Origin of the sequence: Arthrobacter oryzae, from assembly GCF_037911235.1 — a bacterium.
GTDB classification, from domain to species: Bacteria; Actinomycetota; Actinomycetes; order Actinomycetales; family Micrococcaceae; genus Arthrobacter; species Arthrobacter oryzae_E.
Window position 1 is genome coordinate 38,096 of the sequence record NZ_JBBLYW010000004.1, and the last position, 26,317, is coordinate 64,412.

Here is a 26,317-nt window from a genome sequence, read left to right on the forward strand (position 1 = left end):
GGAAGTGAGAGAGCGTCTAGCTCCCCGAGTGTGCCTGCAGGAAGGAATAGACCTCGGTCTCGTCCACGCCGGGGAAGGCTCCCGGAGGCATGGCGGCAAGCAGGTGCGAGTGCGCACGCGCCGAGGGCCAGGCGTTGCCCGCCCACTCGGAGGTCAGCGAGGCCGGTGGGCGGCGGCAGCAGTTCTCGTCCGGGCACGTGGACTTGGACCGCTCCGTGGTTTCCCGGCCGCGGAACCACTTCACCTGCGCGTACGGAACGCCGACGGACAGCGAAAACTCGCCGGTGGCGGAGCGTTCCGTCCTGGCCGTGCACCAGTAAGTCCCGGACGGGGTGTCCGTGTACTGGCTGTAGGCACTGAACTTGTCCGGGACGTCGAACACCACCCGCGACGTCCAGTTCTTGCACGACGGCTGGCCCTCAATGGCGCCGGTGTGATCCTGCGGGAACGTCACGCCGTCGTTCTCGTAGGCCTTGTAGATGATGCCGCTCTTGTGGGTCTTCTGGAAGTGCGTGCGGATGTCCAGGTGCTGGGTGGCCAGGTTTGTGAACCGGTGCGCCGCTGTCTCGTAGGACACGGCGAAGGCGTCCCGGATGTCCTCCACGGCGATTTCCTTGGCCTGCTTGGCCTTCTGCAGGAACTCGACGGTGGCCTGCTCCGGCAGCATTAGTGCCGCCGCGAAGTAATTCGTGGCCACGCGCTGCATGAGGAAGTCCCCGTAGTTCGACGGCGTCTGGTGGCCCAAAACGTAGTGTCCCAGTGCCTGCAGCAGCACCGAACGGGGGTCGTGATCGGTGCGCTGGTTCTGCGTGAGATAAATTCGGCGGTTCTTAAGATCCGTCACGGAACGGGTCGAATGCGGCAGATCGCCCACGTGGTGGAGGCTGAAACCGAGGTGCCCGGCGATGTCCGCGATGACGTGGTGGGAGAGCGGGCCGCTGGCGTGACCCACCGAAGCCAGGACCTTCTGCGCCTCCGCCTCGTACTCCGGGAAATAGTTGTTCCGCTCGCGCATCATGGCACGCAGCGCACCGTTGGCGCGGCGGGCCTCTTCCGGCGTGGCCGCCTGCTCATTGAGCCGGCGCTCCAGCTCGTGTTGCAGGCCCACCATGGACTCCAGCACATCCATCGGAAGCCGCGAGCTGATGCGGATTTTCGGCAGGTTCAGGGACCCGTAGAGGGGGCTGCGCTGGTACCGTTCCAGCTCGATCTCCAGCGCCGCCCGCCGGTTGGGCGGCTCTGCCCCGAGCAACTGGTCGATGCTGACACCTAGGGCGGCCGCCAACTGCTGCAGCAGCCCCAGTTTGGGCTCGCGCTTGCCGTTCTCGATCAGGCTCAGCTGGCTCGGCGCGGTCCCGACGGCGGCACTCAGGTCATCGAGGGTCATGGCTGCCGCTTTGCGCAGGTGGCGGACGCGGCGGCCCAGGCTGATGACGTCCAGTTCTGCGGCGGCAGGGGACGTCGGCGGGGTGGCGGCTTTGCGGTTCCAGCTCGTAGGGGACATTTATTGAGCATACGCGAAGAAACGCATTTCTTTCCATGGTTTTCATCTAGTAACCCTCTTGAAAGTGCAGAAAAGTAGATCTCACGGAAAGAAACACCGCACCGGTCCAGCCGGCCCCCCACTGCAAAGGCGCAGGACGGGGGCCGGCCCGGACACCCGGAGCACAAACAAGGAGACAAAGATGACTGCAGCATTTGAGCCCACCCAGGAGCCGTCCGGCCAGGACACAGCAGAGCAGGCCGCCGCACTGGAGCTCGAGTGGGCCGCCAACCCGCGCTGGGAAGGTGTGACCCGGGACTACAAGGCTTCCGACGTCATCCGCCTCCGCGGCCGCGTCTCCGAAGAACACACCCTGGCCCGCCGCGGCTCCGAGAAACTGTGGAAGCAGCTGACCGAAGAGCACAAGACCGGCGGCTACACCAACGCCCTCGGTGCCCTCACCGGCAACCAGGCCGTGCAGCAGGTCAAGGCCGGCCTCCGAGCCATCTACCTCTCCGGCTGGCAGGTTGCCGCCGACGCCAACAACTCCGGCCACACCTACCCCGACCAGTCGCTCTACCCGGCCAACTCGGTCCCGACGGTGGTCCGCCGCATCAACAACGCCCTCCTCCGCGCCGACCAGATCGAATTCTCCGAGGGTATCCAGACCGTCGAGGACTGGATGGTGCCGATCGTCGCCGACGCCGAGGCCGGTTTCGGCGGCCCGCTCAATGCCTACGAGCTGATGAAGTCCATGATCCAGGCCGGCGCCTCAGGCGTTCACTGGGAGGACCAGCTCGCTTCGGAGAAGAAGTGCGGCCACCTCGGCGGCAAGGTCCTGATCCCCACCCAGCAGCACGTCCGCACCCTGAACGCGGCCCGCCTGGCCGCCGACGTCGCCGGCACCCCGTCGGTGGTCATCGCCCGCACCGACGCCGAGGCAGCAACCCTGATCACCTCCGACGTCGACGAGCGCGACCAGGAATTCATCCTCCGCGAAGGCGGACAGCCGGTCCGCACCGCGGAAGGCTTCTACAAGGTCCGCAACGGCATCGAACCCTGCATCGCCCGCGCCAAGGCCTACGCCCCGTACTCCGACCTCATCTGGATGGAGACGGGCACCCCGGACCTCGAGCTTGCCAAGAAGTTCGCCGAGGCCGTCAAGGCCGAGTTCCCGGACCAGATGCTCTCCTACAACTGCTCGCCGTCGTTCAACTGGCGCAAGCACCTGGACGACGCCACCATCGCCAAGTTCCAGCGTGAACTCGGTGCCATGGGCTTCACGTTCCAGTTCATCACCCTGGCCGGCTTCCACGCCCTGAACTACTCGATGTTCGACCTCGCCCACGGCTACGCCCGTGAAGGCATGAGCGCCTACGTCGAGCTCCAGGAAAAGGAATTCGCCTCCGAGTCCCGCGGCTACACCGCGACCAAGCACCAGCGCGAAGTCGGCACCGGCTACTTTGACGACATCGCAACTGCGCTCAACCCGAACGCATCCACCCTCGCATTGGTCGGATCGACCGAAGAGGGCCAGTTCCACTAACCTTCGCCGCCCAAGGTGAGCTGATCTTCACGCTCACCGGAAGGCACGACGGCGGGCGGCACCAATGGTGCCTATGCCATCGGGGGTCGGAAAAGGTGATCCGGAAGCGTGCGTAAAAGGGGCCCTGTCCCCGCCCGGCCGAGCTCTGCGAGGCCAAGGCGGGGACAGGGAATAGCACGCGGAGGATTGCCTTTTTCGGCCCCAACCCGCACCCCGCCGTCGAACTCCCTTTTCGTCTTTAAGGAGACAGAAATGAACAGCTTCACTGACAACTTCACCATCAACGGGATCACGTTGACCGCGCAGCCGATTTGCCGGCAGGGCGAGGTTCTTACTCCGGATGCTTTGGCATTTGTGGCCAAGCTGCACCGTGCCACGTCGGCTCGTCGGCAGGAGCTGCTGCAGGCCCGGCGGACGCGGCGGGCGGACATCGCCAAGGGCCAGGACCCTCGGTTCCTCCGCGAGACCGAGTCCGTCCGCAACGATCCCAACTGGCGCGTCGCTCCCCCGGCGCCCGGCCTGGAGGACCGCCGCGTCGAAATCACCGGCCCGGTGGACAAGAAGATGACCATCAACGCCCTGAACTCCGGCGCGAAGGTGTGGCTGGCCGACATGGAGGACTCCTCCACACCGTCGTGGCGCAACGTGATCCAGGGTCAACTCAACCTGACGGACGCGCTGGAACGCCGGATCGACTTCACCTCCCCCGAGGGCAAGGACTACAAGCTGCGCCCGGCCGGCGAACTGCCCACCATCGTGGTCCGTCCCCGCGGCTGGCACCTGCCGGAAAAGCACATGCTCATCGACGGCGAACCCATCGCCGGCGGCATCGTGGACTTCGGCCTGTACTTCTTCCACAACGCCCGCCGCCTGCTGGCCCAGGGCAAGGGCCCGTACTTCTACCTGCCGAAGATCGAGAACCACCTCGAAGCACGCCTGTGGAACGACATCTTCATCCTGGCCCAGGACCTGCTGGGCATCCCGCAGGGCACCATCCGCGCCACCGTGCTGATCGAGACCATCACGGCCTCCTTCGAGATGGAAGAGATCCTCTACGAGCTCCGCGACCACGCGGCGGGCCTGAACGCCGGTCGCTGGGACTACATCTTCTCCATGATCAAGAACTTCCGCACCCGCGGGCCCCGCTTCGTCCTCCCGGACCGTGTCCAGGTGACCATGACGGCCCCCTTCATGCGCGCCTACACGGAGCAGCTGGTCAGGGCCTGCCACAAGCGCGGCGCCATGGCTATCGGCGGAATGGCCGCCGCTGTCCCCAACCGCAAGGACGAGGCAGCCAACGCCATCGCTTTCGAGAAGGTCCGCGCGGACAAGACCCGGGAGGCCGGCGACGGCTTTGACGGTTCCTGGGTGGCCCACCCGGACCTGGTGCCGGTGTGCCGCGAAGTGTTCGACGGCGTCCTCGGCGACCGCCCGAACCAGCTGGAGCGCCTCCGCGAGGATGTCACCCCGGACGACCGCGCGCTGCTGGACATTGCTTCCACCACGGGCACCATCACCGAGCAGGGCATCCGGAACAACATCGAGGTAGGCATCCGCTACATCGAGTCCTGGCTGCGCGGCAACGGAGCAGTGGCCATCCACAACCTCATGGAGGACGCCGCCACCGCGGAGATCTCCCGCTCGCAGCTGTGGCAGTGGATCTACTCCCACGCCATCACCGACCACGGCGAAATCATCACGCGCGAGTGGGTGGAGGACCTGCTGGACGAGGAATTCTCACGGCTGGAACGCTTCGAGGGCGACCGCTTCGCCGACGCACGGGACATCTTCGAAGAAGTCACCCTGGCCGACGCATTCCCCACGTTCCTCACGCTGCCGGCCTACGCCCGCTTCCTGCACGAGGCCCGGGACCGTTCCGAAGAACCGGTCGAGGACGCGGAACTCGTCGCCGCCTGACCCGCGGCAATCGAGCCGATCGAGATTTCCGTTTGCCGGGCTGCCACGCCCTTCGCAACAGGCACCCCGAAATCCGGGGCGGTGGCCCGGCAACGGAAGAACCACTAAGCGCGAACGGACAGTTGAGGCCCTTGAGTAAGGGCCTCAACTGTCCGTTCGCGCTTTTGGCATGGGATTCAAGTGTCCGTTCGCGCTTCGGCGTGGGGTGGGGATTACGACGACGGCGGGACTCGTCAGCGGGTCTTCGGCACCTTCCGTACGGAGAGCGTCGTGCCAAGTAAGAATGCCGCCACCGAAGCAAGGATCAGCAGCAGCGGGTTGGTCCAGGATCCGGACAGGCCGTGGACGTAGCCCAGGAGCGTGGGGGCCGCAGCGCCCACCGAGTAGCCCACGCCTTGGACCACGGCCGACATCCTGCCGGCGGACACCTGGTCTCGGGCCAGTTTGATGATGGCAATGAAGATGACCGTGATGCCGCCGCCCTGCGCCGCACCGCCCACGGAGGACCAGAGCCACCACAGTTCCGGTGCCAGCAGCAGGCCAAGGGGAACGGTCAGCCACATCAGGCCCAAGGTGACCGCCACCGTCGTCGTACTGGCAAACCTGGCCACCATCGGCACGCCGAGGCCGCCCACAATGGCGAGGATCTGGAAGAGCGAGGACCCGGCGCCGGCGGCGGAGGGCGCCATGCCCAATTCGTCGGTGAGGAAAGTGGGCAGCCAGGCAGTGACGCCGTAATAGGAGAACGCCTGTCCCGCGAAGCCCGCCGTCAGGCCCACCGTGATCCAGCGGGACGCCGGTTTGCCGCCGGCAGGACGCGGATCGGAATCCTCGGCAGCGGCCGGAACGAAGGCCTGCCGGCCTGCCGCCATCACCCAGAACACGATGGCCGCCAGGGCGAAGAGCCCGCTTGCTGCCAGCGACAGACGCCACCCGGCCAGCTCGGCCAGCGGCGCGGTGACCACGGAGGTGAGGAAGGATCCGATGTTCAGGGCCGCGGTGTAGATGCCCATGGCCGTGCCCTGGCGCTGAGGCGAAAAGTCACGCCGGATGATCAGCGGCACGGCGATGTTGCCGATAGTGATGGCCACGCCGATGATCGCGGTTCCGAACAGCACCAGGCCGCCGTTGCCGGCGGAGCGGACTAAGACGCCGGCCAGCACGCCCAGGAGCGTGAGCATGATGGCGAATTCCGCCCCGAATTTCCGGCCCGCAAACGAGGCAAGCGGTGCTGCCAGCGAAAAGCACAGCACCGGGATGCCGGTCAGCAGCCCCAGTTCCACCGGGGAAAATCCGAGGTCCTGCTGCATCGGGCCGACCACCGGCGCGACAGCCACGAACGGGCCGCGCATGTTTAGCGCAATGAGTCCGATGCTCGCCAGCAGGATCCAGCCCCGCGGAATCCTGGCAAGGATGTTCGCCGTCATGAGGCGGGCTGCGGCGTCGTGCGGGAGCTGGAAATCGGTTTCATCGTTTCATTGCTATCATGCCCGCCGCCATATGACGGGCGTTAGCCCGTTGCCTGCAGGGTGGCCTCGATCACTGCCGGCGACAACACATGTTGGGTGACCATCTGGCTGGCGCCAAGGATCGCGGCCTGGTCGCCGGCCATCGAGAGCGCAATCCGCAGGTGTGATGTGGCCAGCGGCAGGGACCGCCGGTAAACCACCTCGCGCACCCCGGCCATCAGGTGGTCGCCCGCCTGGCCGAGGCTGCCGCCGATCACAATCACCGACGGATTCAGCAGGTTGACCACCATGGCCAGCACATCCCCCACATCCCGGCCGGCCTGGCGGAGCGCCTGGATCGCCTGGAGGTTGCCCTCGCCGACGAGACGCAGGACATCGCCGCCTTTCTCGGCCGGAAGGCCTTGCCGTGCCAGTTCCCGAGCAACGGCCGGGCCCGATGCCAACGCTTCGAGGCAGCCGTAGTTGCCGCAGCGGCACAGGACCTCGTCGCCGCGCGGAACCCGCACATGGCCCAGGTCTCCTGCGGTTCCGTTGGCGCCGCGCTGGAGTTCCCCGCTGCTGATGATGCCGGCACCGATGCCGGTGGCCACTTTGATGAAGAGGAAGTTCTCGTGTTCGGGCCAGTACGCGGTGCGTTCGCCGAGGGCCATGATGTTGACGTCGTTGTCCACCAGCACGGGGACCGGGAGTGAGCGCTGGACGTAGCGGACCACGTCGAACCCGTCCCAGCCGGGCATGATGGGCGGCTTCACCGGCATGCCGGTGGCGTGCTCCACCGGGCCCGGCAGCCCGATCCCGATGCCGGCGAGGTCCGCAACGGTCCTGCCGGCTTCGCTGAGGAGTGTTTTGCCTTCCTCCACCACACGGCCCAGCACCGCTTCGGGCCCGTCGGCAACGTCCTGGGCCAGGCGCCGCTCGGACAGGACGTTCCCGCCGAGGTCGGTGACGGCAACGATCACGTGCGTGGCGCCGACGTCGACCGCCAGGACTGAGCGGGCGGCGGGGTTGAAGGCAAAGCGCGACGGCGGCCTGCCGCCGCTGGAGCTTGCCTCACCGGCAGGCCCCACGAGCCCTGAGGAAATCAGGGCATCGATGCGGGCCGCCACAGTGGACCGCGCCAGGCCTGTGGTCAGGGCCAGTTCGGCCCGGGTGCGGGCCTTGCCGTCGCGGAGCAGCTGGAAGAGATCGCCGGCCCGGGAAAGGCTCCCGGCACCCTCGGGGGCGGTATCGGTTCCGGCGTCTGTGCCGGTTTCTTTTCCAGACGTTGGACTCATGAGTCAGTGATAGCACGAAGCGCTTATGCATGTCACTCCACCGAAAGATTGGCGATAGCTTTTCATCTTTTGCTTGACGATCGACAAAAGTAGCTCTAGCTTGATGTGTGAGCGGTGTCACTGATCCAGACTTTGATCCGGACCGGCCCCGCCGAAAAGCTCCAGCTATTACAAAAACGCTCCAGCTATTACAAAGAGGTAAGCAACTTGTCGAGCCAAGCACAGGCATCACCGGCCCTCCTGGGGGTCGGCATTCTCGGCGCAGGGCCCGTTACCCAGGCAATCCACCTGCCCTCCCTGGCCCGGCTGGGCAACATCCTCGAAGTCCGGCACATCATGGACGTGGACCCCGCCGTGGCGGAGGCCGTGGCCGGCCGGGTCGGAGCGAACTTCAGCACCAGCATGGAAGAGCTCCTCGCGGACCCGGCAGTGGACATCGTGGCCATCTGCAGCCCGCACCAGTTCCACGCAGCCCAGGTCATCGCCAGCTGCCGGGCCGGCAAGAAAGCCGTGCTGTGCGAAAAGCCGTTCGCCATGAGCGGTGAAGAGGCCGCCGGGATTTCCGCCGTGTCAGCCGAAACGGGTGTCCCGATCATCGTAGGCGCCATGCACACCTTCGATCCGGGCTGGCTTGCGGCGGAAGACGCGTGGGGCGACCTGCCGGAGCAGGTGCACACCGTCCGATCGTCCATCGTCCTTCCGCCGAACCCCCGTTTCGAGGACTTCGCCACCGAGATCGTGGGCCGCGTCCCCGGGCCGTCCAGTGACTCAACGGACCCGGAGGTCATCAAGGCCATGCTCACCGGCGGCGTAATGGGCCTGGCCATCCACGACCTTCCCCTGGTCCGCCGCTTCACCCCTGACTTTGAGGCGGTGGAGGTCCTCCACGCTGAAATCGTGCGCCCCTTCGGCTACGTCATCTCCCTGCGGGCAGGAAGCGTCACCATCGAGCTCCGCGCCGCGATGAATGCCACCTGGGAACCGTCCTGGGAGTTTGAGGCAATCGGCGACAACGCCGCCCTGAGAATCGACTTCACCCCGTCCTACGTCCACGCCGGCTCGGCAACCGCCCGGATCCTCACGGAAGGTCGCACCACTGTCCTTGGACCCTTCGGCCACAACGGCTACGAGGGCGAGTGGCGCAAATTGGCCGAACTGGCCGGCGGCACCGGCGAACCGCCGTCGGCCGAAACGCTGATCCATGACCTTGAGTTCGCACTGGCGATCGCCGATGCGGCCGCAGGCCGCATCGGCGATCGCATCGACACAGGCCGGTTTGGAACAGCGGCCGATGCAAACCCGGTTGATGCTGGCAGCGCCGCCAGCTCCCCCGCAGACCAGGAGGTCAACGCATGACCACGCAGCTGTCCGTGTACGCGGATCCGCAGGCTGAAGCAGCAGGTGCGGTGTCCGCCGTCGTCGCTTCCCTTCCCCTGTCCTTTGGTCCGGCTCCTGATGGGCCGGCTGTGTCCGCGCCGGATGTCACCGCCGTCGCCGGCCATGCGGGCTGGACCGGCCGCTCGGCCGACGCCATCCGCAATGGAGCCAAAGGGGTGGTGGTGTCCGGGCCGGTGGCGGAAGATCCCGCCGAACTCATCGCCGTGGCCGATGCGGCCGGCTCGGTGGTGGTGCTGGACCAGCAATGGGCAGGCAACACCGCGCTGGCCCCGACCGCCGACAACGTGCAGGGCGTCATCGCCACGGCGCTCAAGGACGCCGTCCTGCTCGACTCTGTTGCCGTCGCCGTGCCCGGCACGGATCCGGTGCACCTGCTAACGGATCAGCTCGCCGTCCTGGTGCAGTGCGGGATCAAAGTCCTGAACGTGCGGATGGTCCAGCGCAACGGGAACGGCTACACCGTGGCAGGCATCCTTGCCGGCGGGGTGCCCGTGGCGCTGCAGGGCATCCTCACCTCCGCGCTGCCGGCCACGGCAAGCCTCACGATCCTGACCTCTGCCGGCCGCGCCGACGTCGTTCTGCCGGACCCCTCAGCGGCGTGGCCGGCCGAAGTCCGCGCAGTAACCACAGAAGGAGCGACGACGCTTCCCACACTGTACGAATCGTCCCACCGGACCAGCTGGTCGAGGGTTCACGCACATATTTCTTCCGGGATCCCGGCCAACGACCTGACGCAGTTCACCACCGTTATGTCACTCCTTAGCCAACTCACCAGCTAGACAGCCCTACCGATCCACCAGCAGTTCCAGTTCCTCAAGTCACTATCCACTCATTGTCGAGAAGGGCCCGGGCATTCAGTCACTCCGGGCCTTGAAAGGAAACCATCGTGTCTACCAAACCTTCCATCGCTTCCTCCGCCTTCTCCCGGCGGGGGTTCCTGGGCTTCGCTGCCGCCGCGGCCTCCGCGCCCCTCCTGGCCGCGTGCGGCGGCGGCTCCGCTTCGCAGGGCGGTGGCAGCGCGGGTGGAACGATCAAGTTCTGGGACATGCCGTGGGCGACTCCCGCCTACAACGACGCTGCCAAGAAGATCGCGGAAGGCTTCTCCGGAGCCAACAGCAAGGCCAGCTACCAGATCATCCAGTGGAACAACTTCTACCAGACCTTCTCCTCCGCCATCGCGTCCAAGACCGGGCCGGCAGTGTCCACCGGCGGCGGCTTCCAGGCCTTCCAGTTCGAGCAGCAGGGCCAGATCGCGTACGCCGACAAGGTCATTGACAAGCTGAAGGAGAACGGCCAGTTCGACGACTTCCTGCCGGGCGTCCTGGACCCGTTCAAGTCGGACAAGGGCTACGTGGCGGTTCCGTGGCAGCTGGACATGCGCGTGTTCTGGTACCGGAAGTCGCTGTTCGAGAAGGCCAACGTGGCACTTCCCACCGACTGGCCGTCCCTCCTGGAAGCCGGAAAAGCACTCAAGAAGGTCGGTGCATTTGGCTTCACCACCGGCGCAGGCTCAGGCAACAACTACGGCAACCACTCCATGATCATGATGATGGTCAACAACGGCGGCGGCGTCTTCAATAAGGACGGCGAGCTGGACCTGATGAACGACCGCAACGTGGAAGCGATGGAATTTGTCCTTGAACTCGTCTCCAACGGAATTGTCGATCCTGCGGCCGTCAGCTACACCACAGACAACATGTCCGCACAATGGAAGGACGGCAAGGCCGGATACGGCCTGTTCCAGGTCAACGTTCCCCAGCGCGTCGGCGACACGTCCGGAGACCTGCTGGTGGCTGACCCCATCACCGGCCCGCACGGGGACAAGGCCACCATCGTGTTCCCGAACAACATCATGATGTACACGAACACCCCCTCGCAGGAAGCATCCGAGGCGTTCCTGGTGTACTACCTGGGCCAGCTCAAGGAACTGTGGAAGCAGAAGCTGATGTCCGCCCTGCCGGTCTTCAAGTCGATCACCGAACTTCCCGAATTCGCCGACGATCCCAACAACGTCAAGATCGTCAAGGACTGGCAGCCCATCGCCAAGACCTTCGCCTCCCAGGGCAACACCCTCAACGCCAACCTCGCGGCGCTGGACGGCGGCCAGGCATTGAACCAGTTCAGCCAGACCATCCTGACCGGCAAAGCCGACGCCAAGACCGCGCTGCAGACCTTCCAGTCCGGCCTGGAATCGGTCCTGAAGAAGTAGAACGGTACCTGCCATGTCATCCACCACAGCACCGTCCGGCCTTGCCCGGGCCCGCCGCGGGCTTGCCCCCGGCGGGCCCGGGGCCGGGTCCCCGAACCCCGGACACGTGAACCGCAAGAGCAAACTCTCGGCCCAGGCCACCAGGACGTTCTTCTGGCTCCTGCTCCCCTCCGTGGTCCTGCTGGTCCTGATCCACGGCTACCCGCTGATCCACGCCGGCGTGCAGGCCACCCACGACGGCGACCTGCTCCAGACCGGAAACTTCGTCGGCGGCGAGAACTTCGCCACCGTCCTGTCCTCGCCGGCCTTCTGGAAAGCGGCACAGTTCACCCTGATGTTCACCATCGTGGGCGTGTTCGGATCGTGGCTTGTTGGCCTGGGCCTGGCCCTGCTGCTCCGCACGAAGATCCCGGCGGGCGGCACCTTCAAGGTCCTGCTGCTCCTGCCGTGGGTGGTGCCGATCGTGGTGTCCTCCACCGCGTGGAACTGGCTGGTCGCCACCCCGGACAGCCTGATCCCGTCCCTGTTCCGGAACCTCGGCATGGGCACGCCGCTGTTCCTGGCCGATCCCAACCTCGCCGCCATCACCGTGATGGTCTTCAAGGTCTGGGTCAGCTTCCCGTTCATGATGATGATGATTTCAGCCGCCCTGGCCTCCGTGGACACCACCGTCTACGAAGCCGCCAGCATGGACGGTGCCACCCGGTTCCAGCAGTTCACCCAGATCACGTTGCCGCTGATTGCCCGCTCCACTTACATCTCGTGGATCCTCATGACCATCTTCTGCGTCAATGACTTTCCCACCATCTACCTGCTCACCGGCGGCGGCCCGGTCAGTGCCACAACCTCCCTGGTGGTCCTGGCCTACCGCACCGTCTTCCAGGACTTCGCCACGGGCCCCGGCGTGGCCATTGCCTTCCTCATGACCATGACCCTGGTGGTCATTTCCGTTCTCCTGTACCGCCAGATCCGAAAGTCGAGCGTCGAATAATGAGCGCAGCAGTCCACGCCCATCCCGAGTCCGGCCCCGTCCTCGGCGTCGCCGGCCCCGCCAAAGCCCGCCGCACACTCTCCGAAGCCGGCGACCGCGGCCAGTGGTGGCGGTTCGTTGCCATCCTGGTCATCACCGCCATCGTCCTCGTCCCGATCATGGTCACCGTAGTCCTGGCCTTCACGCCGGGTCCGACCAGCACCACCACCGGCCTGACCTTCGAGAACCTCGCCAGTGTCTTCTCCGGAACGTTCGCCGCCACCTGGCTGCAGAACAGCCTGATCACCACGCTCTCCACGGTGGTGGTCTCCGTAGCCGTCGCCGCGCCTGCCGGCTACGTCCTCTCCCGCGGACGCAGCAAGGCCGTCTCCGGCTACTCCCTGCTGCTGTTCGTCATGCAGTCCCTGCCCATCATCACCTCGGTGGTCCCGCTGTTCATCCTCTTCGCCGGCATGGGACTGGTGGACAACCTGCTGGGCATCACCATCATCTATGTGGGCTCCACGATGACCGTTGCCACCTGGATGATGGCCGCCTACTTCGACTCCATCCCGATCAGCCTCGAAGAAGCCTCCTGGATCGACGGCTGCTCCGTGTTCGGATCGTTCACCAAAGTGGTCCTCCGGAACAGCCTGCCCGGCATCCTCTCCACCGCGATCTTCGCCTTCCTGCTGGCCTGGAACGACTACCTCGTGGCCATCGTCTTCCTCCGCTCCAACGAGATCTTCACCCTCCCCATGGGTGTCCAGTCCTTCTTCCAGCAGAACGCCACCGACTGGACCTCCGTCATGGCCCTCGCCGTGGTCATGATGCTCCCGCCGGTCATCGTCTTCGCCACCCTGAACAAGTACTTCAGCGTCGGCGGCATCGGCGGATCCCTCGCCGGCCGCTAGCCCTGAACCATATATTCGAAACAAATCTCCCCGCAAAGGAACGCGACATGTCTTACTCACTTCAGCTGTACACACTGCGCAACGCCATCCAAGAGGACCTGCCCGGCACCATCAGGAAGGTGGCCGCGATCGGCTTCACCCAGGTTGAGCCCTACAACTTCGTGGCCACGGCGGCCGAACTCGGTGCCGCCCTGAAGGAGAACGGCCTCACCGCCCCGTCCGGCCACGCTCCCCTGCTGAGCCAGGACCAGGACGAAATCTTCGCCGCCGCCAAGGAACTGGGAATCAGCACCGTCATCGACCCGTACCTGCCGGCCGAGCACTGGCAGAAGGCCGAGGACATCCAGGCCACCGCCGCCAAGCTCAACGCTGCAGCGAAGAAGGGCGCCGAGTACGGCATCCGCGTCGGGTACCACAACCACGCCTGGGAGCTGGAGTCCACCATCGAGGGCCGAACGGCACTGGAATACTTCACCGACCTGCTGGACCCTGAACTGGTCCTCGAAGTGGACACGTACTGGGTTGCCGTCGGGGGCCAGGACCCTGTGAACATCCTGACCAAACTTGGCGACCGGGTGAAGTTCATCCACATCAAGGACGGCCCCCTTAACACCGACACCAAGGCGCAGCAGCCGGCCGGCCAGGGCAAGATCGCCGTGTGGGACGTCATCGGCGCCGCCAAGGCCCTCGAAGTGGGCGTCGTGGAGTTTGACGACTACTCCGGCGACATCTTCGACGGCATCGCCCAGAGCCTGGCGTTCCTGAACGCCGAGGCCAGCGAAGGAGCCCGGGCATGAGCACCGCAGCTACCCGCCGGGGGCCGGTGGGCGTCGCCGTCATCGGCGCCGGCAACATCAGCAAGCAGTACCTGGACAACCTGACCGTCTTCCCGGACCTCAAGGTCCATGTCATCGCCGACCTGTTCGAAGATTCCGCGGCCGCACGGGCGAAGGAATACGGCATCGCCGAATCCGGCGGGGTGGACGCCGCACTGAACCATCCCGACGTCGAAATCATCGTCAACCTCACTATCCCGGCGGCACACGTGGAGGTGGCAACGGCCGCCGTCAACGCCGGCAAGCACGTCTGGACGGAAAAGCCGTTTTCGCTGGACCGGGAATCCGGGCTGGGGCTGCTGAAGGCCGCCGACGCCGCGGGGCTGCGGCTCGGCTGCGCGCCGGATACTTTCCTCGGCGCCGGGCTTCAGACGGCCCGGCGGCTGATCGAGCGCGGCGACATCGGCACGCCGCTGACGGCCATGACCACGTTCCAGACCCCGGGGCCGGAATCCTGGCACCCGAATCCGGCGTTCCTCTTCCAGTACGGAGCCGGTCCCCTGTTCGACATGGGCCCGTACTACCTCACCGCGCTGGTCCAGACGTTCGGGTCCGTGCGCAAGGTGGCGGCCATCGGTTCCAAAGCGAAGGAAGTCCGGGTCATCGGCTCCGGGCCCAAGCTGGGCGAGGAGTTCACTGTCGAGGTGCCCACCCACGTCAGTGCCATGGCCCAGTTCGAGGGAGGCCAGTCCTCGCACAGCGTCTTCTCCTTCGAGTCGCCGCGGCTGCGGATGGGCTTCGTGGAGATCACCGGCACCGAAGCCACGCTCTCGCTGCCGGACCCGAACTACTTCGACGGCGACATCAGGCTTTGGCGTGCGGGCGACGAAGACTGGACCGTCATCCCCGCCACCGGCGCCTCCAACGGCCGCGGCATGGGTGTGCTGGACATGGCCCGCTCCATCCGGGCGGGGGTTCCGCACCGCGCGACGGGCAACCTCGCCTACCACGTGCTGGACACCATGGTCTCGATTTCCGAGTCCGTTGAATCCGGCACCTTTGTCAACGTCGAAAGCTCCGCCCCCGCGTCCCCGGCCCTCCCCGAGGACTGGGACCCCACCGCTTCCACCCTCTAGGAACCAGGCAATGAAATCCCCCGAAAGCACGGACGGCACCAACCCGGACAACCCACCGCTGGGTGTGGCGATGATCGGTTACGCGTTCATGGGCAAGGCCCACTCGAACGCCTGGCGGAACGTTGCGTCCCACTTCGACGTCCCGGCCTTCGAGCAGAAAGTGCTCGTGGGCCGGGACGCCGGGCGGGTGGCGGCGGCCGCCGAGAGGTACGGCTGGGCGGAAACCGCGACGGACTGGCGTTCGGTCCTGGACCGGGACGACATTCACATCGTGGACATCTGCGCCCCGGGGTGGATGCACGCCGAGATCGCCATCGCGGCGCTCGAGGCCGGCAAGCACGTCCTGGTCGAAAAGCCGCTGGCCAACACCCTGGCCGAAGCCGAAGCCATGGCGGACGCTGCCCGCTCCGCCCGGGAACGCGGCGTGCAGTCCATGATCGGTTTCAACTACCGCCGCGTCCCGGCGTTGGCACTTGCCAGGGAGCTCATCGCTGAGGGCCGGCTGGGAACGGTCCGGCACGTCCGCGCCGCGTACCTGCAGGACTGGCTGGTGGATGCCGACTCCCCCATGACCTGGCGACTGAACAAGGAAACTGCCGGGTCCGGCGCGCTGGGCGACATCGCGTCCCACGCGATCGACCAGGTCATGTTCCTGCTCGGCGGCACGGTCACCGAGGTCTCCGGGCGGCTGCACACCTTCGTGTCCAGCCGCCCCGGGGCAAGTGGTCCCGCAGGCGGACTGGAAGAGGTAACGGTCGACGACGCCGCTTGGGCCACGCTGACCCTGGACTCCGGGACCATCGCCTCGGTGGAGGTCTCACGCATGGCCACCGGACAGAAGAACTCCCTCAAACTCGAGATCTACGGCGACAAGGGCTCCCTGCTGTTCGACCTGGAGGCCATCAACGAACTCGGCTTCCTGGACGCCACCGTTCCCGTCCGGGAACAGGGCTTCCGGCGCGTCCTGGTCAACGAGCCCGAGCACCCGTACATGGCTGCCTGGTGGCCGCAGGGCCACGTGATCGGCTGGGAACACACCTTCACCCACGAAATCCGGGACTTCCTTGCCGCGATCGGCGGCGGCACCGCGCCGTCGCCGTCGTTCGAGGAGGGCCTGGCCGTGCAGCGGGTGCTGGCCGCCATCGAAGAATCCGCGAACGCCAAGTCCTCCATCATCCAGCTCACCACCTCCCCCGTCCCTGTTACCGAAGGAGCCTGACATGCCCCGCCCGTACACCCTGTTCACCGGCCAGTGGGCCGACCTCCCCTTCGAGGAAGTCGCCAAGCTCGCCTCCGGCTGGGGCTACGACGGCCTAGAAATCGCCGTCTCCGGGGACCACCTGGACGCCTGGCGCTGGGACGAACCCGGCTACGTCGAGTCCAAGCTCGCGGTCCTGAAGAAGTACAACCTCAAGGTCTGGGCCATCTCCAACCATCTCAAGGGCCAGGCCGTGTGCGATGACCCCATCGACTTCCGCCACGAGGCCATCGTCGGGTCCAAGGTCTGGGGCGACGGCGACCCCGAAGGCGTCCGCCAGCGCGCCGCCGAGGAAATGAAACACACCGCCCGGCTCGCCAAGGCCCTCGGCGTGGACACCGTGGTCGGGTTCACGGGTTCCTCCATCTGGCAGTACGTCGCCATGTTCCCGCCGGTCCCGGAGAAGGTCATCGAGGCCGGCTACCAGGACTTCGCGGACCGCTGGAACCCCATCCTGGACGTCTTCGACGAATGCGGGGTCCGCTTCGCCCACGAAGTGCACCCGTCCGAGATCGCCTACGACTACTGGACCACTGTCCGCACCCTCGAAGCGATCGGGCACCGTCCGGCGTTCGGCCTGAACTGGGACCCGTCCCACTTCATGTGGCAGGGCATCGACCCCGTCTCGTTCATCTGGGACTTCAAGGACCGGATCTACCACGTGGACTGCAAGGACACCAAGCTCCGCCCCACCGGCCGGAACACCGTCATGGGCTCCCACCTGCCCTGGGGCGACCCCCGCCGCGGCTGGGACTTCGTCTCCGCAGGCCGAGGCGACGTACCCTGGGAATCGTCCTTCCGCGCACTCACCGCGATCGGCTACAACGGCCCGATCTCCGTCGAGTGGGAAGACGCCGGCATGGACCGCCTCCACGGCGCCCCCGAAGCCCTCGCCGCACTCAAGAAGTTCGACTTCCCCGCCTCCCAGACCAGCTTCGACGCCGCCTTCAGCAGCAAGGACTAGCCGGAGCCGCGCAATTCGCCCCCCGCCCCAGGAGTTGCACAAGTGAGGAGAAGCTCTAGCCATGCAGCGCACCCTTCAGCCCGGCCAGCGCTGCGAAGTCTGGATTGCGGGCGTCACCGGCGAGAGCGAACTGGTATTCACGTCCGACGAGCTCCTCCTCGAAGCGCCCAACTGGACCCTCGATGGATCCGCCCTCATCCTCAACGGGGACGGAAAGCTCTGGAATTTTGATGTTGCCGGCCGCACTCTCAGCCAGGTGCCCCTCGCCGGCATCCCCGATCTCAACAACGACCACGTCCTCGCCCCCGACGGGAAGCAGATCTTCCTCTCGGCGAACGACGGCCACATCTACCGCGCGCCGCTTGGCGGCGGCGCGGCAGAAAGAGTCACGGCCGTCGACGGTTCCTTCCATTTCCTCCACGGTGTGAGTCCCGACGGCGGCGAACTCGCCTACGTGGGGATCGACGCCGGCGACTTCAGCCAGCCGGGGCGTCTCCTGACGATTCCGGCCGGCGGCGGCCACTCCACCCTCGTCGACGTCGGCGCCGGCCACTGCGACGGGCCCGAATATTCGCCCGACGGAAAGTGGCTCTACCTCAACACGGAATCCTTCACCTCACTGCCCGGCCATGCGCAGCTCGCCCGTCTGCGGGTTGACGGGACCGGGTTCGAACGGCTCCTCGACTCCGAAACAGTCGACTGGTTCCCCCATCTCTCCCCCGACGGGGACCTGGCCAGCTACATCCGCTTCCCGCACGGAACAGAAGGCCACCCCGCCGACCTGCTGGTCGACGTCGTGCTTGTCTCCACCGGCGACTGGGCCGCGCCCCTGCACACCTGGCCCCTCTTCGGAGGCCAGGGAACGCTGAACGTCAACAGCTGGTCACCGGACTCCGCCCGCTTCGCGTTCGTCGCCTACCCGCTGGCCAACACCGACTCATCAAAGGACCACGTTCGTGACTAATCAACCCACCGGCACCTCCGACGGAACAATCCGCTGGGGCATCCTCGGCACCGGCTTCATCGCCGGGCTGCAAGCGCAGGACCTGAACGAGAACGGCTTCACGGTGCAGGCCGTCGGGTCACGCTCGCTGGACTCGAGCAAGGCGTTTGCTGAGCAGTACGGCGTGGCAACCGCGCACGGCAGCTATGAGGACTTGGTGGCAGACCCCTTGGTTGACGTGGTCTACATCGCCACGCCGCACCCGTTCCACCACGCCAATGCCTTGTTGGCGTTGAATGTCGGCAAGCATGTGCTGGTGGAGAAGTCGTTCACCATGAACGCGCTCGAAGCCCAGGACATTGTTGACCTCGCGGAATCCAAGGGGCTCGTGGCGCTGGAAGCAATGTGGACCCGGTTCCTTCCGCACATGATCCGCCTCCGCGCAATCATCCAGGAAGGCACGATCGGCGAGGTCAGGAAGGTGGTCGCCAGCCACAACCAGAGCCTGCCCAAGGACCCTGCCCACAGACTGAACGATCCTGCACTGGGCGGCGGAGCGCTGCTGGACCTCGGCATCTACCCGATCTCCTTTGCGTTCGACATCCTGGGCACCCCGGAGACCATTCGCGCCAGCGCCTCCATGACGGCCACGGGCGTTGACCGCCAGACGGCGGCGATTTTTGAGTATGCCGACGGCCAGCAGGCCATTGTGGACTGCGAACTGGACGCCGCCAGCGCCAACCGGGCCATGGTCATCGGGACCGACGGCTGGATCGACATCGAACCCACCTGGTACAACCCGACCCCGTTTACCGTCCATGCGGTTGACGGGACCATTGTGGAGCGGTTTGATCAGCCGGTCACCAGCCGCGGTATGCAGTACCAGGCCGCCGAACTGGAACGCCTGATCACGGAAGGCACCACCGCCGGCACCATCCTGACGCCGGGCGAGAGCGTGGCGGTGATGGCCGCCATGGACGAGATCCGCCGCCAGATCGGCCTCAGTTACGCCGCCGACAGCCAGCCTGAACGGACGGTTCCGAATGTGACTGCGGACTAGGGGGTTGTGACCGCGGCGCCGCTCCGCAAACTAGAGTTTTGACCATGACGCACACCATCCGGAAAGCAACCGCGGACGACGCCGGCAGGCTGGCCGGGCTGGCGGCCGTCACCTTTCCGCTCGCCTGCCCGCCGCAGTCCTCCCCCGCCGATATCGCGGCGCACCTTGCCAACACGCTCAGCGAAAAAAACTTCCGCAGTTATCTGGCGGACCCGTCAATCACCGTCCTGGTGATCGATTCCGACGGCGACCTCCGCGGCTACAGCATGCTCGTGGACCGTCCGGCCGCTGACCCGGACGTTGCTGCCGCCCTGACGATCCTTCCTGCCACGGAGCTCAGCAAGTGCTACGTGCACCCGGACCACCATGGCCTGGGCGCAGCCGCCGAGCTGATCCACGCCAGCCTGGGCGAGGCCGCGGCCTCCGGAGCCGCCGGAATCTGGCTGGGCGTCAACAGCCAGAACGCCAGGGCCGTACGTTTTTACGAGAAATCCGGCTTCCGGAAGGTGGGTACCAAGTCGTTCACCCTGGGAACCACCATGGAGCACGACTTCGTGATGGAGCGCGCCCTGCCCCACCCTGAAGCGCGAAGGGACACTTAAGCCCCCAGCGCGAAGGGACACTTAAGCCCCCAGCAGTGAGCAATGCGACATGCCGCCGGGGAATGGATGCGCCAGGGCCAGGGTTGTTGCCAGCATGAAGATTGAGATCTGGTCCGACGTCGCCTGCCCCTGGTGCTACATCGGCAAGCGCCGTTTCGAAGCAGCACTGGCCGAATTCCCGCACCGCGATTCCGTGGAGGTGCAGTGGCGCAGCTACCAGCTCGACCCCGGCCTGCCTGAGCACTACGACGGCACCGAACTGGAGTACCTCAGCACCCGCAAGGGTCTGGCCCCGGCCCAGGTCTCGCAGATGTTCGAACATGTGGCTGAGCAGGCCAAAGGTGAGGGCCTCAACTACCGCTTTGACGACGTCGTGGTTGCCAACAGCTTCACCGCACACCGGCTGATCCATTTGGCGGCCGCGCACGGCCGGCAGGACGCCGCCAAAGAGCGCCTGCTCAGCGATCACTTTGAGCACGGCAAGGACATCGGCAGCCGGGAGTACCTCACCTCGCTGGGCCAGGATCTGGGGATCGACGCCGGGGAGCTGGATGAGCTGTTCACCACGGACAAGTACGCCGAGGACGTCCGGCTCGACTTCGAAGAAGGACGGGCCCTGGGCATCAGCGGCGTGCCGTTCTTCGTGATCGACCGCAAGTACGGCCTGTCCGGCGCGCAGCCCCCAGCGATGTTCAGCCAGGCGCTCACTCAGGCGTGGCACGAGAAGCAGCCCCTCGTCATGGCCGGCGCGGGCACCGGCGCCCCCGGCAGCAAAAGCAGCGACGGCGGCGCAGAAGCGTGCGGTCCCGACGGCTGCACTGTCTGACGCACCCCCGCACATGAGTTTTTGTCCAGATAACGGGGCCAAAACGACGCGCATGTCGCGTTATCTGGACAAAAACTCGAATAGGTTTGCTGACAGATCGCTGTAAAGTGTCTGTATGCCTAGGATTTCGGCCGCCACGAATGCTGCCCAACGAGCCGAGACCCAACGCCGCATCCTGACCGGCTTCGGCGAACTCCTCTTCACCCACGGCCTGCCCGGCCTCACCATGACGGACGTGGCCCGCCATGCCGGCATCGGGCGCACCGCCGTGTACAACTACTACGCGGACATCGAAGAACTGCTGATCGCCTACGCCCTGGATGAAACCGAGCGCTTCCTCGACGGCCTCCGGGAATCCCTGCAGTCCCTGGAGAACCCGGTGGAACGCCTGGCGCTGTACGTCCGCACCCAGGTGGAGGACCTGAGCCGCCGCCACCTGCCGCCCGGCCCGGCCATGGCGGCAGTGCTCTCGCCGGCGTCCTTCTCCAAGCTCGCGGACCACGTGGGCGAACTCAGCCTGCTCCTCCAGGACATCCTGCGCGACGCGATGGCGCAGGGCTACCTCCCCGAAGCGGACATCACGCAACTAGCCCAGCTCATCCACGGCACCCTGTCCTCCAGCGCCGCACGGGGCGACGGCACCCCTGAAGCGGTGCTGCGTACCGTTCGGTTCATCCAGCTCGGAGCGGGGGCACGGTTCGACGACGACGGGCGTCCAGTCGCGCTTCCCCGGCCCTAGCCAGTTCCAGCTACAGCCGTTCCGGCCGCAGCCAGCCTCAGCCCCCGCCGGGTCAGCCGGCTTTGGGGATTACCGGCCACTTGGCGTTGTCGACGATCCGGCGGCTGTCGCGCGGGCAGCTGAGCTGGCCGGGCGTCTGGTCCACGAGTTCAGGCGCGTTCAGTTCCTTGAAGTCACCGGTGAGAATCACGTCCACGCTGCCGTCCGACCGGCCGTCCTGGAAGTAATCCGAGGCGGGAAGGTTCCGCTGGACGCTGAAGGCCGCCGACTGACCGGCAGCCCCGGAAACCACCGCGGCCACGCCCCGGTAGCCGGACTGGGTGTTGCCCACCTCCGCCACCGCGAACTTCCTCGCCAGGAACTCGTCCGCCACCAAACGCGCCAGCCCTGGCCGGTTGGTGGCGTTGAAGACGTTGAGCGTGACTTTGTCGTTCGGGGTGTAGTCAAAAGCCGTTGCGGGACACGCCGAGACGGCAGCCCCGGTTCGCTCCGACGTCGGGATCTTGATCTGGCCGTTCATGATGGCAAGCGCAACGATGATCGCGGAGATGATCAGACCGACCAGCAGGACCAGCACCACACCGTGCAGGATCCGGCGGCGCAGCCGGACGGGGTTTTCCGCCGTGTCGTCCTGCTCAACAAACGTGGCCCGGAGTTCCTGCCCGGAAACTACGCGGTGCCCGTGCAGGACGGTGGGGTCTTTGGGTTTCCTAGCCATCTATCACCAGCACACGGGCGTGGATGGCGGTGCGCTGGTGCAGTGCGGTCCGGACGGCACGGTGCAGCCCGTCCTCGAGGTAGAGAGTTCCCCGATACTGCACAACGTGGGGAAAGAGGTCACCGAAGAAGGTGGAGTCTTCGGCCAGGAGGGCCTCGAGGTCGAGGGTGCGCTTGGTGGTCACCAGCTCATCGAGCCGGACGGGCCGCGGCGGAAGGGCAGCCCATTCCTTGGGGGTGTTGTAACCATGGTCGGGGTAAGGGCGGCCCTCGCCCACAGCTTTGAATATCACCCTGCAAGCCTATGGAAGTTGCCCGGCCAAGGGAACGAATGACCCCGCACAGTTCCAAGGTTGTAGCCAAACAGTGACCATTGGCTGCGACGCAGCAAGGCAACATTCTGCGCCGGGCAGGCCCCCCCTGAGAGAATGGAGGCATGACTGCACCCGAGAACAAGGCCGCCGCACCGGCGTCGGCTCCTCCCCTTGCCCTGCTGCTCGACGTCGATGGCCCGGTGGCCAGCCCGGTCACCCGCGATGTCAAGCCGGAGATTATTGCGGACATGGTGGCCCTGGCCACCGCGGGCATTCCGGTCATCTTCAACACGGGCCGCTCGGATGCGTTCATCCGCACGCAGGTCATGGAGCCCATGATCGCGGCCGGCATGCCCACCGGAACGGTCATCCACGCCATCTGCGAAAAAGGTGCCGTCTGGTTCAGCTACACGGCTGCCGGGCCCGGCCCCATGCACGTGGACCACGAACTTGCCGTCCCCCGGGCCTACGGCGATGACGTCCGCCGTCTGGTCGCCGAGGACTACACGAACCATATGTTCTTCGACGAAACCAAGCGTGCCATGGTGTCCGTGGAGCAGCACATCGAAGTTCCCAGCCAGGACTACCTCGAGGAACAGAAACTGTTCGACGCCGACGCCATGGAACTGATGGCCCGTCACGGCCTGGGCGTGGTCCGGCTGGACCACCATGCTCCCGATTCGGACGACCAGGTGGACTACCGCGTGGACCCCACCATCATTTCCACCGACATCGAGTCCGTGCGCCTCGGGAAGGACCTGGGTGCCAGCCGAGCGGTGGAACTGCTTGCGGCGCAGGGAATCCGGCCGCTGGCCTGGCGGACGGTGGGCGATTCGCGCACCGACTACGCCATGGCCGACTGGCTGCACCACAACGACCACGACGTGAAGCACGTGGATGTCCGCCCCGCCGACGGTGTTCCCGTCAAGCCATATGCGGTCCTGACGGCGGCCGATTTGGGGCTCGCTGAAAACGTGATCCACGACGACGCCGGTGCGGCGTTCCTGCGCAGCTGGCGGGACGCCCTGGCCGGCTGAGTCCGGGGATTAGTCCGGTTTTTTGGTGCGGGTTATTATGCAGGTAGGACCTCTATAGACAAAAGCTCGGAGAAACACCATTACAGACGCACTCGTTCAGGATGAGATCTACTACGGCGGTCAGGCCTCCGACGACGGCAGGAGCCACGCCGAGGTAACGTCGCCGGCTGCTGTCGCGCGGCTGAAAAACCGCCCCGATGTGGTCCGCCACCGGGGGCGTTATGCGCTGATCAACGACACCCGGACGCCTTATCAGGCCATGGTGGAGGACCTGCTGTTCATCCGCAACGTCCTCGCGAACGCGGGCTTGGACTACCTGCTGGTCCGCGGCAACAACCACCGGCCGGTCATCGCGCTGGACTGGGAGAACCGGAAGAAGCTCCGGACCGCGTTGGTGGAAGCGTGCCGTAACGAGCCCGTTTACTCCATGACGGTGGATGCGAAGAAAAAGTCTTCTGTCCTGGTGGCCGACGGCGAGCTCTCCCCCAACCGCCAGGCCCGGATCTTCCGGCTCTACCGTCCGCGGGTGGAGCCCAACGGAGGCTTCGACTTCGGCTCCTCCGCCGGCGTGCAGATCGAGCTGTGGAGCTTCGAAGGTAACCAGCTGATCCTGCCGATTGAAAACTCCCTCACCCGCCGGACCATGCTCACCACCGACGCAGTGCGCGGCACCGTGGAGCGTTACGGCCACACCTGGCCCACCATCGAGAACATGTTCGCGGACCACGCCAGCGACATCAGCTTCGACATCGACATGGTGTTTTCCTGGGTGGACGGCAGCTCGCCGGAGTACATCGCCGCGAGGCGCGCCAGGATGGCAGGCGTCGTCGTGGGCGAAGGCGACGACCACGAGGCCCGTTACCGCCAGATCGACGAACTGAAGTACGCCCTGCGCTCGGTCTACATGTTCGCTCCGTGGGTGCGCCGCATCTTTATCGCCACGGACTCGCCGGCACCCGCCTGGCTGGCCGATCACCCTTCGGTGACCATTGTGCGCAGTGAGGAGTTCTTCGCGGACCCGTCCGTGCTGCCCACGCACAATTCACAAGCCGTCGAATGCCAGCTGCACCACATCGAAGGGCTCTCGGAGCACTTCCTGTACTCCAACGACGACATGTTCTTCGGCCGTGCGGTGGGACCGGACATGTTCTTCACCCCGGGCGGCGTCACCAAGTTCATTGAGGCGGAAACCCGCATCGGGCTGGGCGACAACGACGCGGAACGCAGCGGTTTCGAGAACGCTGCCAGGGTGAACCGGAAACTCCTGTGGGACCGGTTCGGCCGGATCACCACCCGCCACCTGGAGCACACCGCGGCCCCGCTGCGGCGGAGCGTGGTAGCCACCATGGAGCAGGAGTTCCCCCAGGAATTCGCCAAGACCGCAGCCAGCAGGTTCCGTGCCGCAGACAATATCTCCGTGACGAATTCCTTTTACCACTACTACGCGCTGCTGACCGGGCGGGCGGTCACCCAGACCGCAGCGAAAGTCAGGTACGTGGACACCACAGTCCGGGCCGGGCTTAATTACCTGCCCAAGCTGCTGTCGAAGCGCAACATGGACTTCTTCTGCCTGAACGACGGCAGCTTCCCCGAAGTGGAAGCGGATGAACGCGCCGAGCTGGTGACGGACTTCCTGGAGAAGTACTACCCCATCAAGGCGCCCTGGGAAAAGTAGAAACTCAGCGTCCGGAGCCCAGGCTAATCATGGGGATGCTCTGGGTGGGCGGGTGTCCCTGCGTCTTTGCCTGACGGGGAATGCGGACCCCCGCGGCCGCCAGTCGCCGCTGTGTTTCGGCCGCACTCACAACCTCGCCCACCGCTGCTGCGCTGCCGACAGGCACCACGGAATGCACAATCGTGTGTTCATACACGTGCACCAGGTTGAAGGCCTGGCCGCCGTCGTGCGGGCGCGTGCCGCCCACGGCTACGTTCAGGTCCTGCGTGTAACAGGTGGCGGAGGCCACCGACACCGGGATGCCTGCGAACGTGGCGGTGGTGGAGTAATGCAGGTGGCCGGCCAGGATCGTGCGGACATCCGAGTTGCGCAGGACCGCTGCCAGGGCCGGCTGGCCGCGGAGCTCCACCAGCACTGCCAAGTCCAGGATGGAAGGAACCGGCGGATGGTGCAGCGCCAGAATGGTGCCGTCCGGCGCAGGAGTGGCGAGTTCCGCGGCGAGCCATTCCAACTGCGACTCGCTGAGTTCACCATGGTGGAACCCCGGCACCGAGGTGTCCAGGGTGATCACCCGCAGTCCGTTGACGAAATAACTGTGATCCAACGGCGAATCGTTCCCGGGCTGGTCGAGCAGGCCGGCGCGGAAGTTCCCGCGGTCATCGTGGTTTCCCATGGCCCAGATGACCTGCGCGTTCATCGCCTTGCAGGCGGGTTCAACGATGGCCCTCAACTTTACATACGCCTCGGGTTCGCCCTGGTCAGCCAGGTCGCCAGTGAAAATAACGGCTTCCGGACGGGCCCCAGAGGCTTTGACTTCCTCAAACAGTTGTTTCAGGCGGGCTTCGCTGTCCACTGCGCCATACAGATGATCCGGACCCCCCAATAGGTGGGGGTCGCTCAGGTGGAGTAGAAAATGACGCGGCCGGGGGTGTTCGGCCTCGATGAGCTCCATTACTGCCTTCGTGGTTGGTTGGAAGCGGCGCCTCCAGTGTCCCTCTCAGTAATGTCTATCCAATCAGACATTCGGCCAACAATGTGCAAACTCCAGTAGGCATGTTTGAAAATATGGAAATAACGAGTAGTTCGGCGG

At 65.7% G+C, this 26,317-nt stretch carries 24 protein-coding genes; 18 read left to right on the plus strand and 6 right to left on the minus strand.

The window, feature by feature from the left end; all coding sequences use genetic code 11:
- Positions 1 to 16 precede the first annotated feature (16 nt).
- On the minus strand, positions 17 to 1,504 hold the full coding sequence (locus WMN78_RS01415) for a helix-turn-helix domain-containing protein (protein WP_340531595.1): 1,488 nt from the start codon (positions 1,502 to 1,504) through the stop codon (positions 17 to 19).
- Positions 1,505 to 1,685: 181 nt separating this feature from the next.
- On the opposite strand from WMN78_RS01415, the gene aceA reads away from it, so the two are divergent.
- Positions 1,686 to 3,029, plus strand: a complete 1,344-nt coding sequence (aceA, locus tag WMN78_RS01420; protein ID WP_340531596.1) for an isocitrate lyase — start codon at positions 1,686 to 1,688, stop codon at positions 3,027 to 3,029.
- A 252-nt stretch (positions 3,030 to 3,281) separates the two neighbouring features.
- Positions 3,282 to 4,946 carry a malate synthase A gene (gene aceB, locus WMN78_RS01425; protein ID WP_340531597.1) on the plus strand — a complete coding sequence of 555 codons (1,665 nt, stop codon included), beginning with the start codon at positions 3,282 to 3,284 and terminating at the stop codon, positions 4,944 to 4,946.
- Between the two features lie 233 nt (positions 4,947 to 5,179).
- Here aceB and WMN78_RS01430 read toward each other — a convergent pair whose 3' ends face one another.
- Complete coding sequence (locus WMN78_RS01430) at positions 5,180 to 6,373, minus strand: CynX/NimT family MFS transporter (protein ID WP_340531598.1); 1,194 nt, start codon at positions 6,371 to 6,373, stop codon at positions 5,180 to 5,182.
- Positions 6,374 to 6,456: 83 nt separating this feature from the next.
- Complete coding sequence (locus WMN78_RS01435) at positions 6,457 to 7,689, minus strand: ROK family transcriptional regulator (protein WP_340531599.1); 1,233 nt, start codon at positions 7,687 to 7,689, stop codon at positions 6,457 to 6,459.
- A 207-nt stretch (positions 7,690 to 7,896) separates the two neighbouring features.
- Between WMN78_RS01435 and WMN78_RS01440 the strand changes: the two genes are divergently transcribed.
- The 14 genes from WMN78_RS01440 to WMN78_RS01505 all read left to right on the plus strand — a co-directional run bounded on the left by WMN78_RS01440 (position 7,897) and on the right by WMN78_RS01505 (position 21,484).
- A complete protein-coding gene (locus WMN78_RS01440) occupies positions 7,897 to 9,045 on the plus strand; it encodes a Gfo/Idh/MocA family oxidoreductase (RefSeq protein ID WP_340531600.1) in 1,149 nt (382 codons plus the stop codon).
- Complete coding sequence (locus tag WMN78_RS01445; RefSeq protein ID WP_340531601.1) at positions 9,042 to 9,866, plus strand: hypothetical protein; 825 nt, start codon at positions 9,042 to 9,044, stop codon at positions 9,864 to 9,866. The genes WMN78_RS01440 and WMN78_RS01445 overlap by 4 nt, the downstream gene beginning before the upstream one ends.
- Positions 9,867 to 9,973: 107 nt before the next feature.
- A complete protein-coding gene (locus WMN78_RS01450) occupies positions 9,974 to 11,296 on the plus strand; it encodes a carbohydrate ABC transporter substrate-binding protein (RefSeq protein ID WP_340531602.1) in 1,323 nt (440 codons plus the stop codon).
- Between the two features lie 13 nt (positions 11,297 to 11,309).
- Positions 11,310 to 12,287 (plus strand): sugar ABC transporter permease, encoded by a 978-nt coding sequence (locus WMN78_RS01455; protein WP_340531603.1) that lies wholly within the window; start codon positions 11,310 to 11,312, stop codon positions 12,285 to 12,287.
- Complete coding sequence (locus WMN78_RS01460) at positions 12,287 to 13,180, plus strand: carbohydrate ABC transporter permease (protein WP_340531605.1); 894 nt, start codon at positions 12,287 to 12,289, stop codon at positions 13,178 to 13,180. The genes WMN78_RS01455 and WMN78_RS01460 overlap by 1 nt, the downstream gene beginning before the upstream one ends.
- 47 nt (positions 13,181 to 13,227) lie before the next feature.
- Positions 13,228 to 13,977 carry a sugar phosphate isomerase/epimerase gene (locus tag WMN78_RS01465; protein WP_340531606.1) on the plus strand — a complete coding sequence of 250 codons (750 nt, stop codon included), beginning with the start codon at positions 13,228 to 13,230 and terminating at the stop codon, positions 13,975 to 13,977.
- The gene (locus WMN78_RS01470) at positions 13,974 to 15,092 is read left to right on the plus strand and encodes a Gfo/Idh/MocA family oxidoreductase (RefSeq protein ID WP_340531607.1); all 1,119 of its coding nucleotides are present in this window, start codon (positions 13,974 to 13,976) and stop codon (positions 15,090 to 15,092) included. The genes WMN78_RS01465 and WMN78_RS01470 overlap by 4 nt, the downstream gene beginning before the upstream one ends.
- A 10-nt stretch (positions 15,093 to 15,102) precedes the next feature.
- A complete protein-coding gene (locus tag WMN78_RS01475; protein WP_340531608.1) occupies positions 15,103 to 16,311 on the plus strand; it encodes a Gfo/Idh/MocA family oxidoreductase in 1,209 nt (402 codons plus the stop codon).
- Between the two features lies 1 nt (position 16,312).
- The gene (locus WMN78_RS01480) at positions 16,313 to 17,314 is read left to right on the plus strand and encodes a sugar phosphate isomerase/epimerase family protein (RefSeq protein ID WP_340531609.1); all 1,002 of its coding nucleotides are present in this window, start codon (positions 16,313 to 16,315) and stop codon (positions 17,312 to 17,314) included.
- A gap of 61 nt (positions 17,315 to 17,375) precedes the next feature.
- Entirely contained in the window at positions 17,376 to 18,278 is a 903-nt protein-coding gene (locus WMN78_RS01485) for a biopolymer transporter Tol (protein ID WP_340531610.1), read from the plus strand.
- Positions 18,271 to 19,317, plus strand: a complete 1,047-nt coding sequence (locus tag WMN78_RS01490) for a Gfo/Idh/MocA family oxidoreductase (RefSeq protein ID WP_340531611.1) — start codon at positions 18,271 to 18,273, stop codon at positions 19,315 to 19,317. The genes WMN78_RS01485 and WMN78_RS01490 overlap by 8 nt, the downstream gene beginning before the upstream one ends.
- A 44-nt stretch (positions 19,318 to 19,361) precedes the next feature.
- Complete coding sequence (locus WMN78_RS01495) at positions 19,362 to 19,919, plus strand: GNAT family N-acetyltransferase (protein WP_340531612.1); 558 nt, start codon at positions 19,362 to 19,364, stop codon at positions 19,917 to 19,919.
- A gap of 94 nt (positions 19,920 to 20,013) precedes the next feature.
- Positions 20,014 to 20,745: a DsbA family oxidoreductase gene (locus tag WMN78_RS01500; protein WP_340531613.1), complete on the plus strand. Its 732-nt coding sequence runs from the start codon at positions 20,014 to 20,016 to the stop codon at positions 20,743 to 20,745.
- A 115-nt stretch (positions 20,746 to 20,860) separates the two neighbouring features.
- Entirely contained in the window at positions 20,861 to 21,484 is a 624-nt protein-coding gene (locus WMN78_RS01505) for a TetR/AcrR family transcriptional regulator (protein WP_340531614.1), read from the plus strand.
- A 52-nt stretch (positions 21,485 to 21,536) separates the two neighbouring features.
- On the opposite strand, the gene WMN78_RS01510 is transcribed toward WMN78_RS01505, so the two are convergent.
- Together WMN78_RS01510 and WMN78_RS01515 are read right to left on the minus strand one after the other, a co-directional pair.
- Entirely contained in the window at positions 21,537 to 22,202 is a 666-nt protein-coding gene (locus WMN78_RS01510; RefSeq protein WP_340531615.1) for a LytR C-terminal domain-containing protein, read from the minus strand.
- Positions 22,195 to 22,494, minus strand: coding sequence for a type II toxin-antitoxin system VapB family antitoxin (locus WMN78_RS01515; protein WP_028272925.1), 300 nt, complete (start codon positions 22,492 to 22,494; stop codon positions 22,195 to 22,197). Before WMN78_RS01515 ends, WMN78_RS01510 begins: the two co-directional genes overlap by 8 nt.
- Before the next feature lie 143 nt (positions 22,495 to 22,637).
- Here WMN78_RS01515 and WMN78_RS01520 point away from each other — a divergent pair, with 143 nt between their 5' ends.
- Both WMN78_RS01520 and WMN78_RS01525 read left to right on the plus strand, forming a co-directional pair.
- Entirely contained in the window at positions 22,638 to 23,552 is a 915-nt protein-coding gene (locus tag WMN78_RS01520) for a hypothetical protein (RefSeq protein ID WP_340531616.1), read from the plus strand.
- Positions 23,553 to 23,751: 199 nt separating this feature from the next.
- Entirely contained in the window at positions 23,752 to 25,227 is a 1,476-nt protein-coding gene (locus WMN78_RS01525; RefSeq protein ID WP_340531617.1) for a stealth family protein, read from the plus strand.
- 4 nt (positions 25,228 to 25,231) lie between these two features.
- On the opposite strand, the gene WMN78_RS01530 is transcribed toward WMN78_RS01525, so the two are convergent.
- Positions 25,232 to 26,179 (minus strand): phosphodiesterase, encoded by a 948-nt coding sequence (locus WMN78_RS01530; RefSeq protein ID WP_340531618.1) that lies wholly within the window; start codon positions 26,177 to 26,179, stop codon positions 25,232 to 25,234.
- Positions 26,180 to 26,317 lie beyond the last annotated feature (138 nt).

Excerpts from the sequence above, each read along its gene's own strand:
- WMN78_RS01415 (WP_340531595.1), bottom strand. The coding sequence starts at position 1,504 with ATGTCCCCTACGAGCTGGAACCGCAAAGCCGCCACCCCGCCGACGTCC.
- WMN78_RS01475 (WP_340531608.1), top strand. The coding sequence starts at position 15,103 with ATGAAATCCCCCGAAAGCACGGACGGCACCAACCCGGACAACCCACCG.
- aceA (WP_340531596.1), top strand. The coding sequence starts at position 1,686 with ATGACTGCAGCATTTGAGCCCACCCAGGAGCCGTCCGGCCAGGACACA.
- WMN78_RS01500 (WP_340531613.1), top strand. The coding sequence starts at position 20,014 with ATGAAGATTGAGATCTGGTCCGACGTCGCCTGCCCCTGGTGCTACATC.
- WMN78_RS01510 (WP_340531615.1), bottom strand. The coding sequence starts at position 22,202 with ATGGCTAGGAAACCCAAAGACCCCACCGTCCTGCACGGGCACCGCGTA.
- WMN78_RS01470 (WP_340531607.1), top strand. The coding sequence starts at position 13,974 with ATGAGCACCGCAGCTACCCGCCGGGGGCCGGTGGGCGTCGCCGTCATC.
- WMN78_RS01520 (WP_340531616.1), top strand. The coding sequence starts at position 22,638 with ATGACTGCACCCGAGAACAAGGCCGCCGCACCGGCGTCGGCTCCTCCC.
- WMN78_RS01465 (WP_340531606.1), top strand. The coding sequence starts at position 13,228 with ATGTCTTACTCACTTCAGCTGTACACACTGCGCAACGCCATCCAAGAG.
- WMN78_RS01455 (WP_340531603.1), top strand. The coding sequence starts at position 11,310 with ATGTCATCCACCACAGCACCGTCCGGCCTTGCCCGGGCCCGCCGCGGG.
- WMN78_RS01445 (WP_340531601.1), top strand. The coding sequence starts at position 9,042 with ATGACCACGCAGCTGTCCGTGTACGCGGATCCGCAGGCTGAAGCAGCA.
- WMN78_RS01485 (WP_340531610.1), top strand. The coding sequence starts at position 17,376 with ATGCAGCGCACCCTTCAGCCCGGCCAGCGCTGCGAAGTCTGGATTGCG.
- WMN78_RS01530 (WP_340531618.1), bottom strand. The coding sequence starts at position 26,179 with ATGGAGCTCATCGAGGCCGAACACCCCCGGCCGCGTCATTTTCTACTC.
- WMN78_RS01430 (WP_340531598.1), bottom strand. The coding sequence starts at position 6,373 with ATGACGGCGAACATCCTTGCCAGGATTCCGCGGGGCTGGATCCTGCTG.
- WMN78_RS01495 (WP_340531612.1), top strand. The coding sequence starts at position 19,362 with ATGACGCACACCATCCGGAAAGCAACCGCGGACGACGCCGGCAGGCTG.
- WMN78_RS01505 (WP_340531614.1), top strand. The coding sequence starts at position 20,861 with ATGCCTAGGATTTCGGCCGCCACGAATGCTGCCCAACGAGCCGAGACC.
- aceB (WP_340531597.1), top strand. The coding sequence starts at position 3,282 with ATGAACAGCTTCACTGACAACTTCACCATCAACGGGATCACGTTGACC.
- WMN78_RS01480 (WP_340531609.1), top strand. The coding sequence starts at position 16,313 with ATGCCCCGCCCGTACACCCTGTTCACCGGCCAGTGGGCCGACCTCCCC.
- WMN78_RS01460 (WP_340531605.1), top strand. The coding sequence starts at position 12,287 with ATGAGCGCAGCAGTCCACGCCCATCCCGAGTCCGGCCCCGTCCTCGGC.
- WMN78_RS01435 (WP_340531599.1), bottom strand. The coding sequence starts at position 7,689 with ATGAGTCCAACGTCTGGAAAAGAAACCGGCACAGACGCCGGAACCGAT.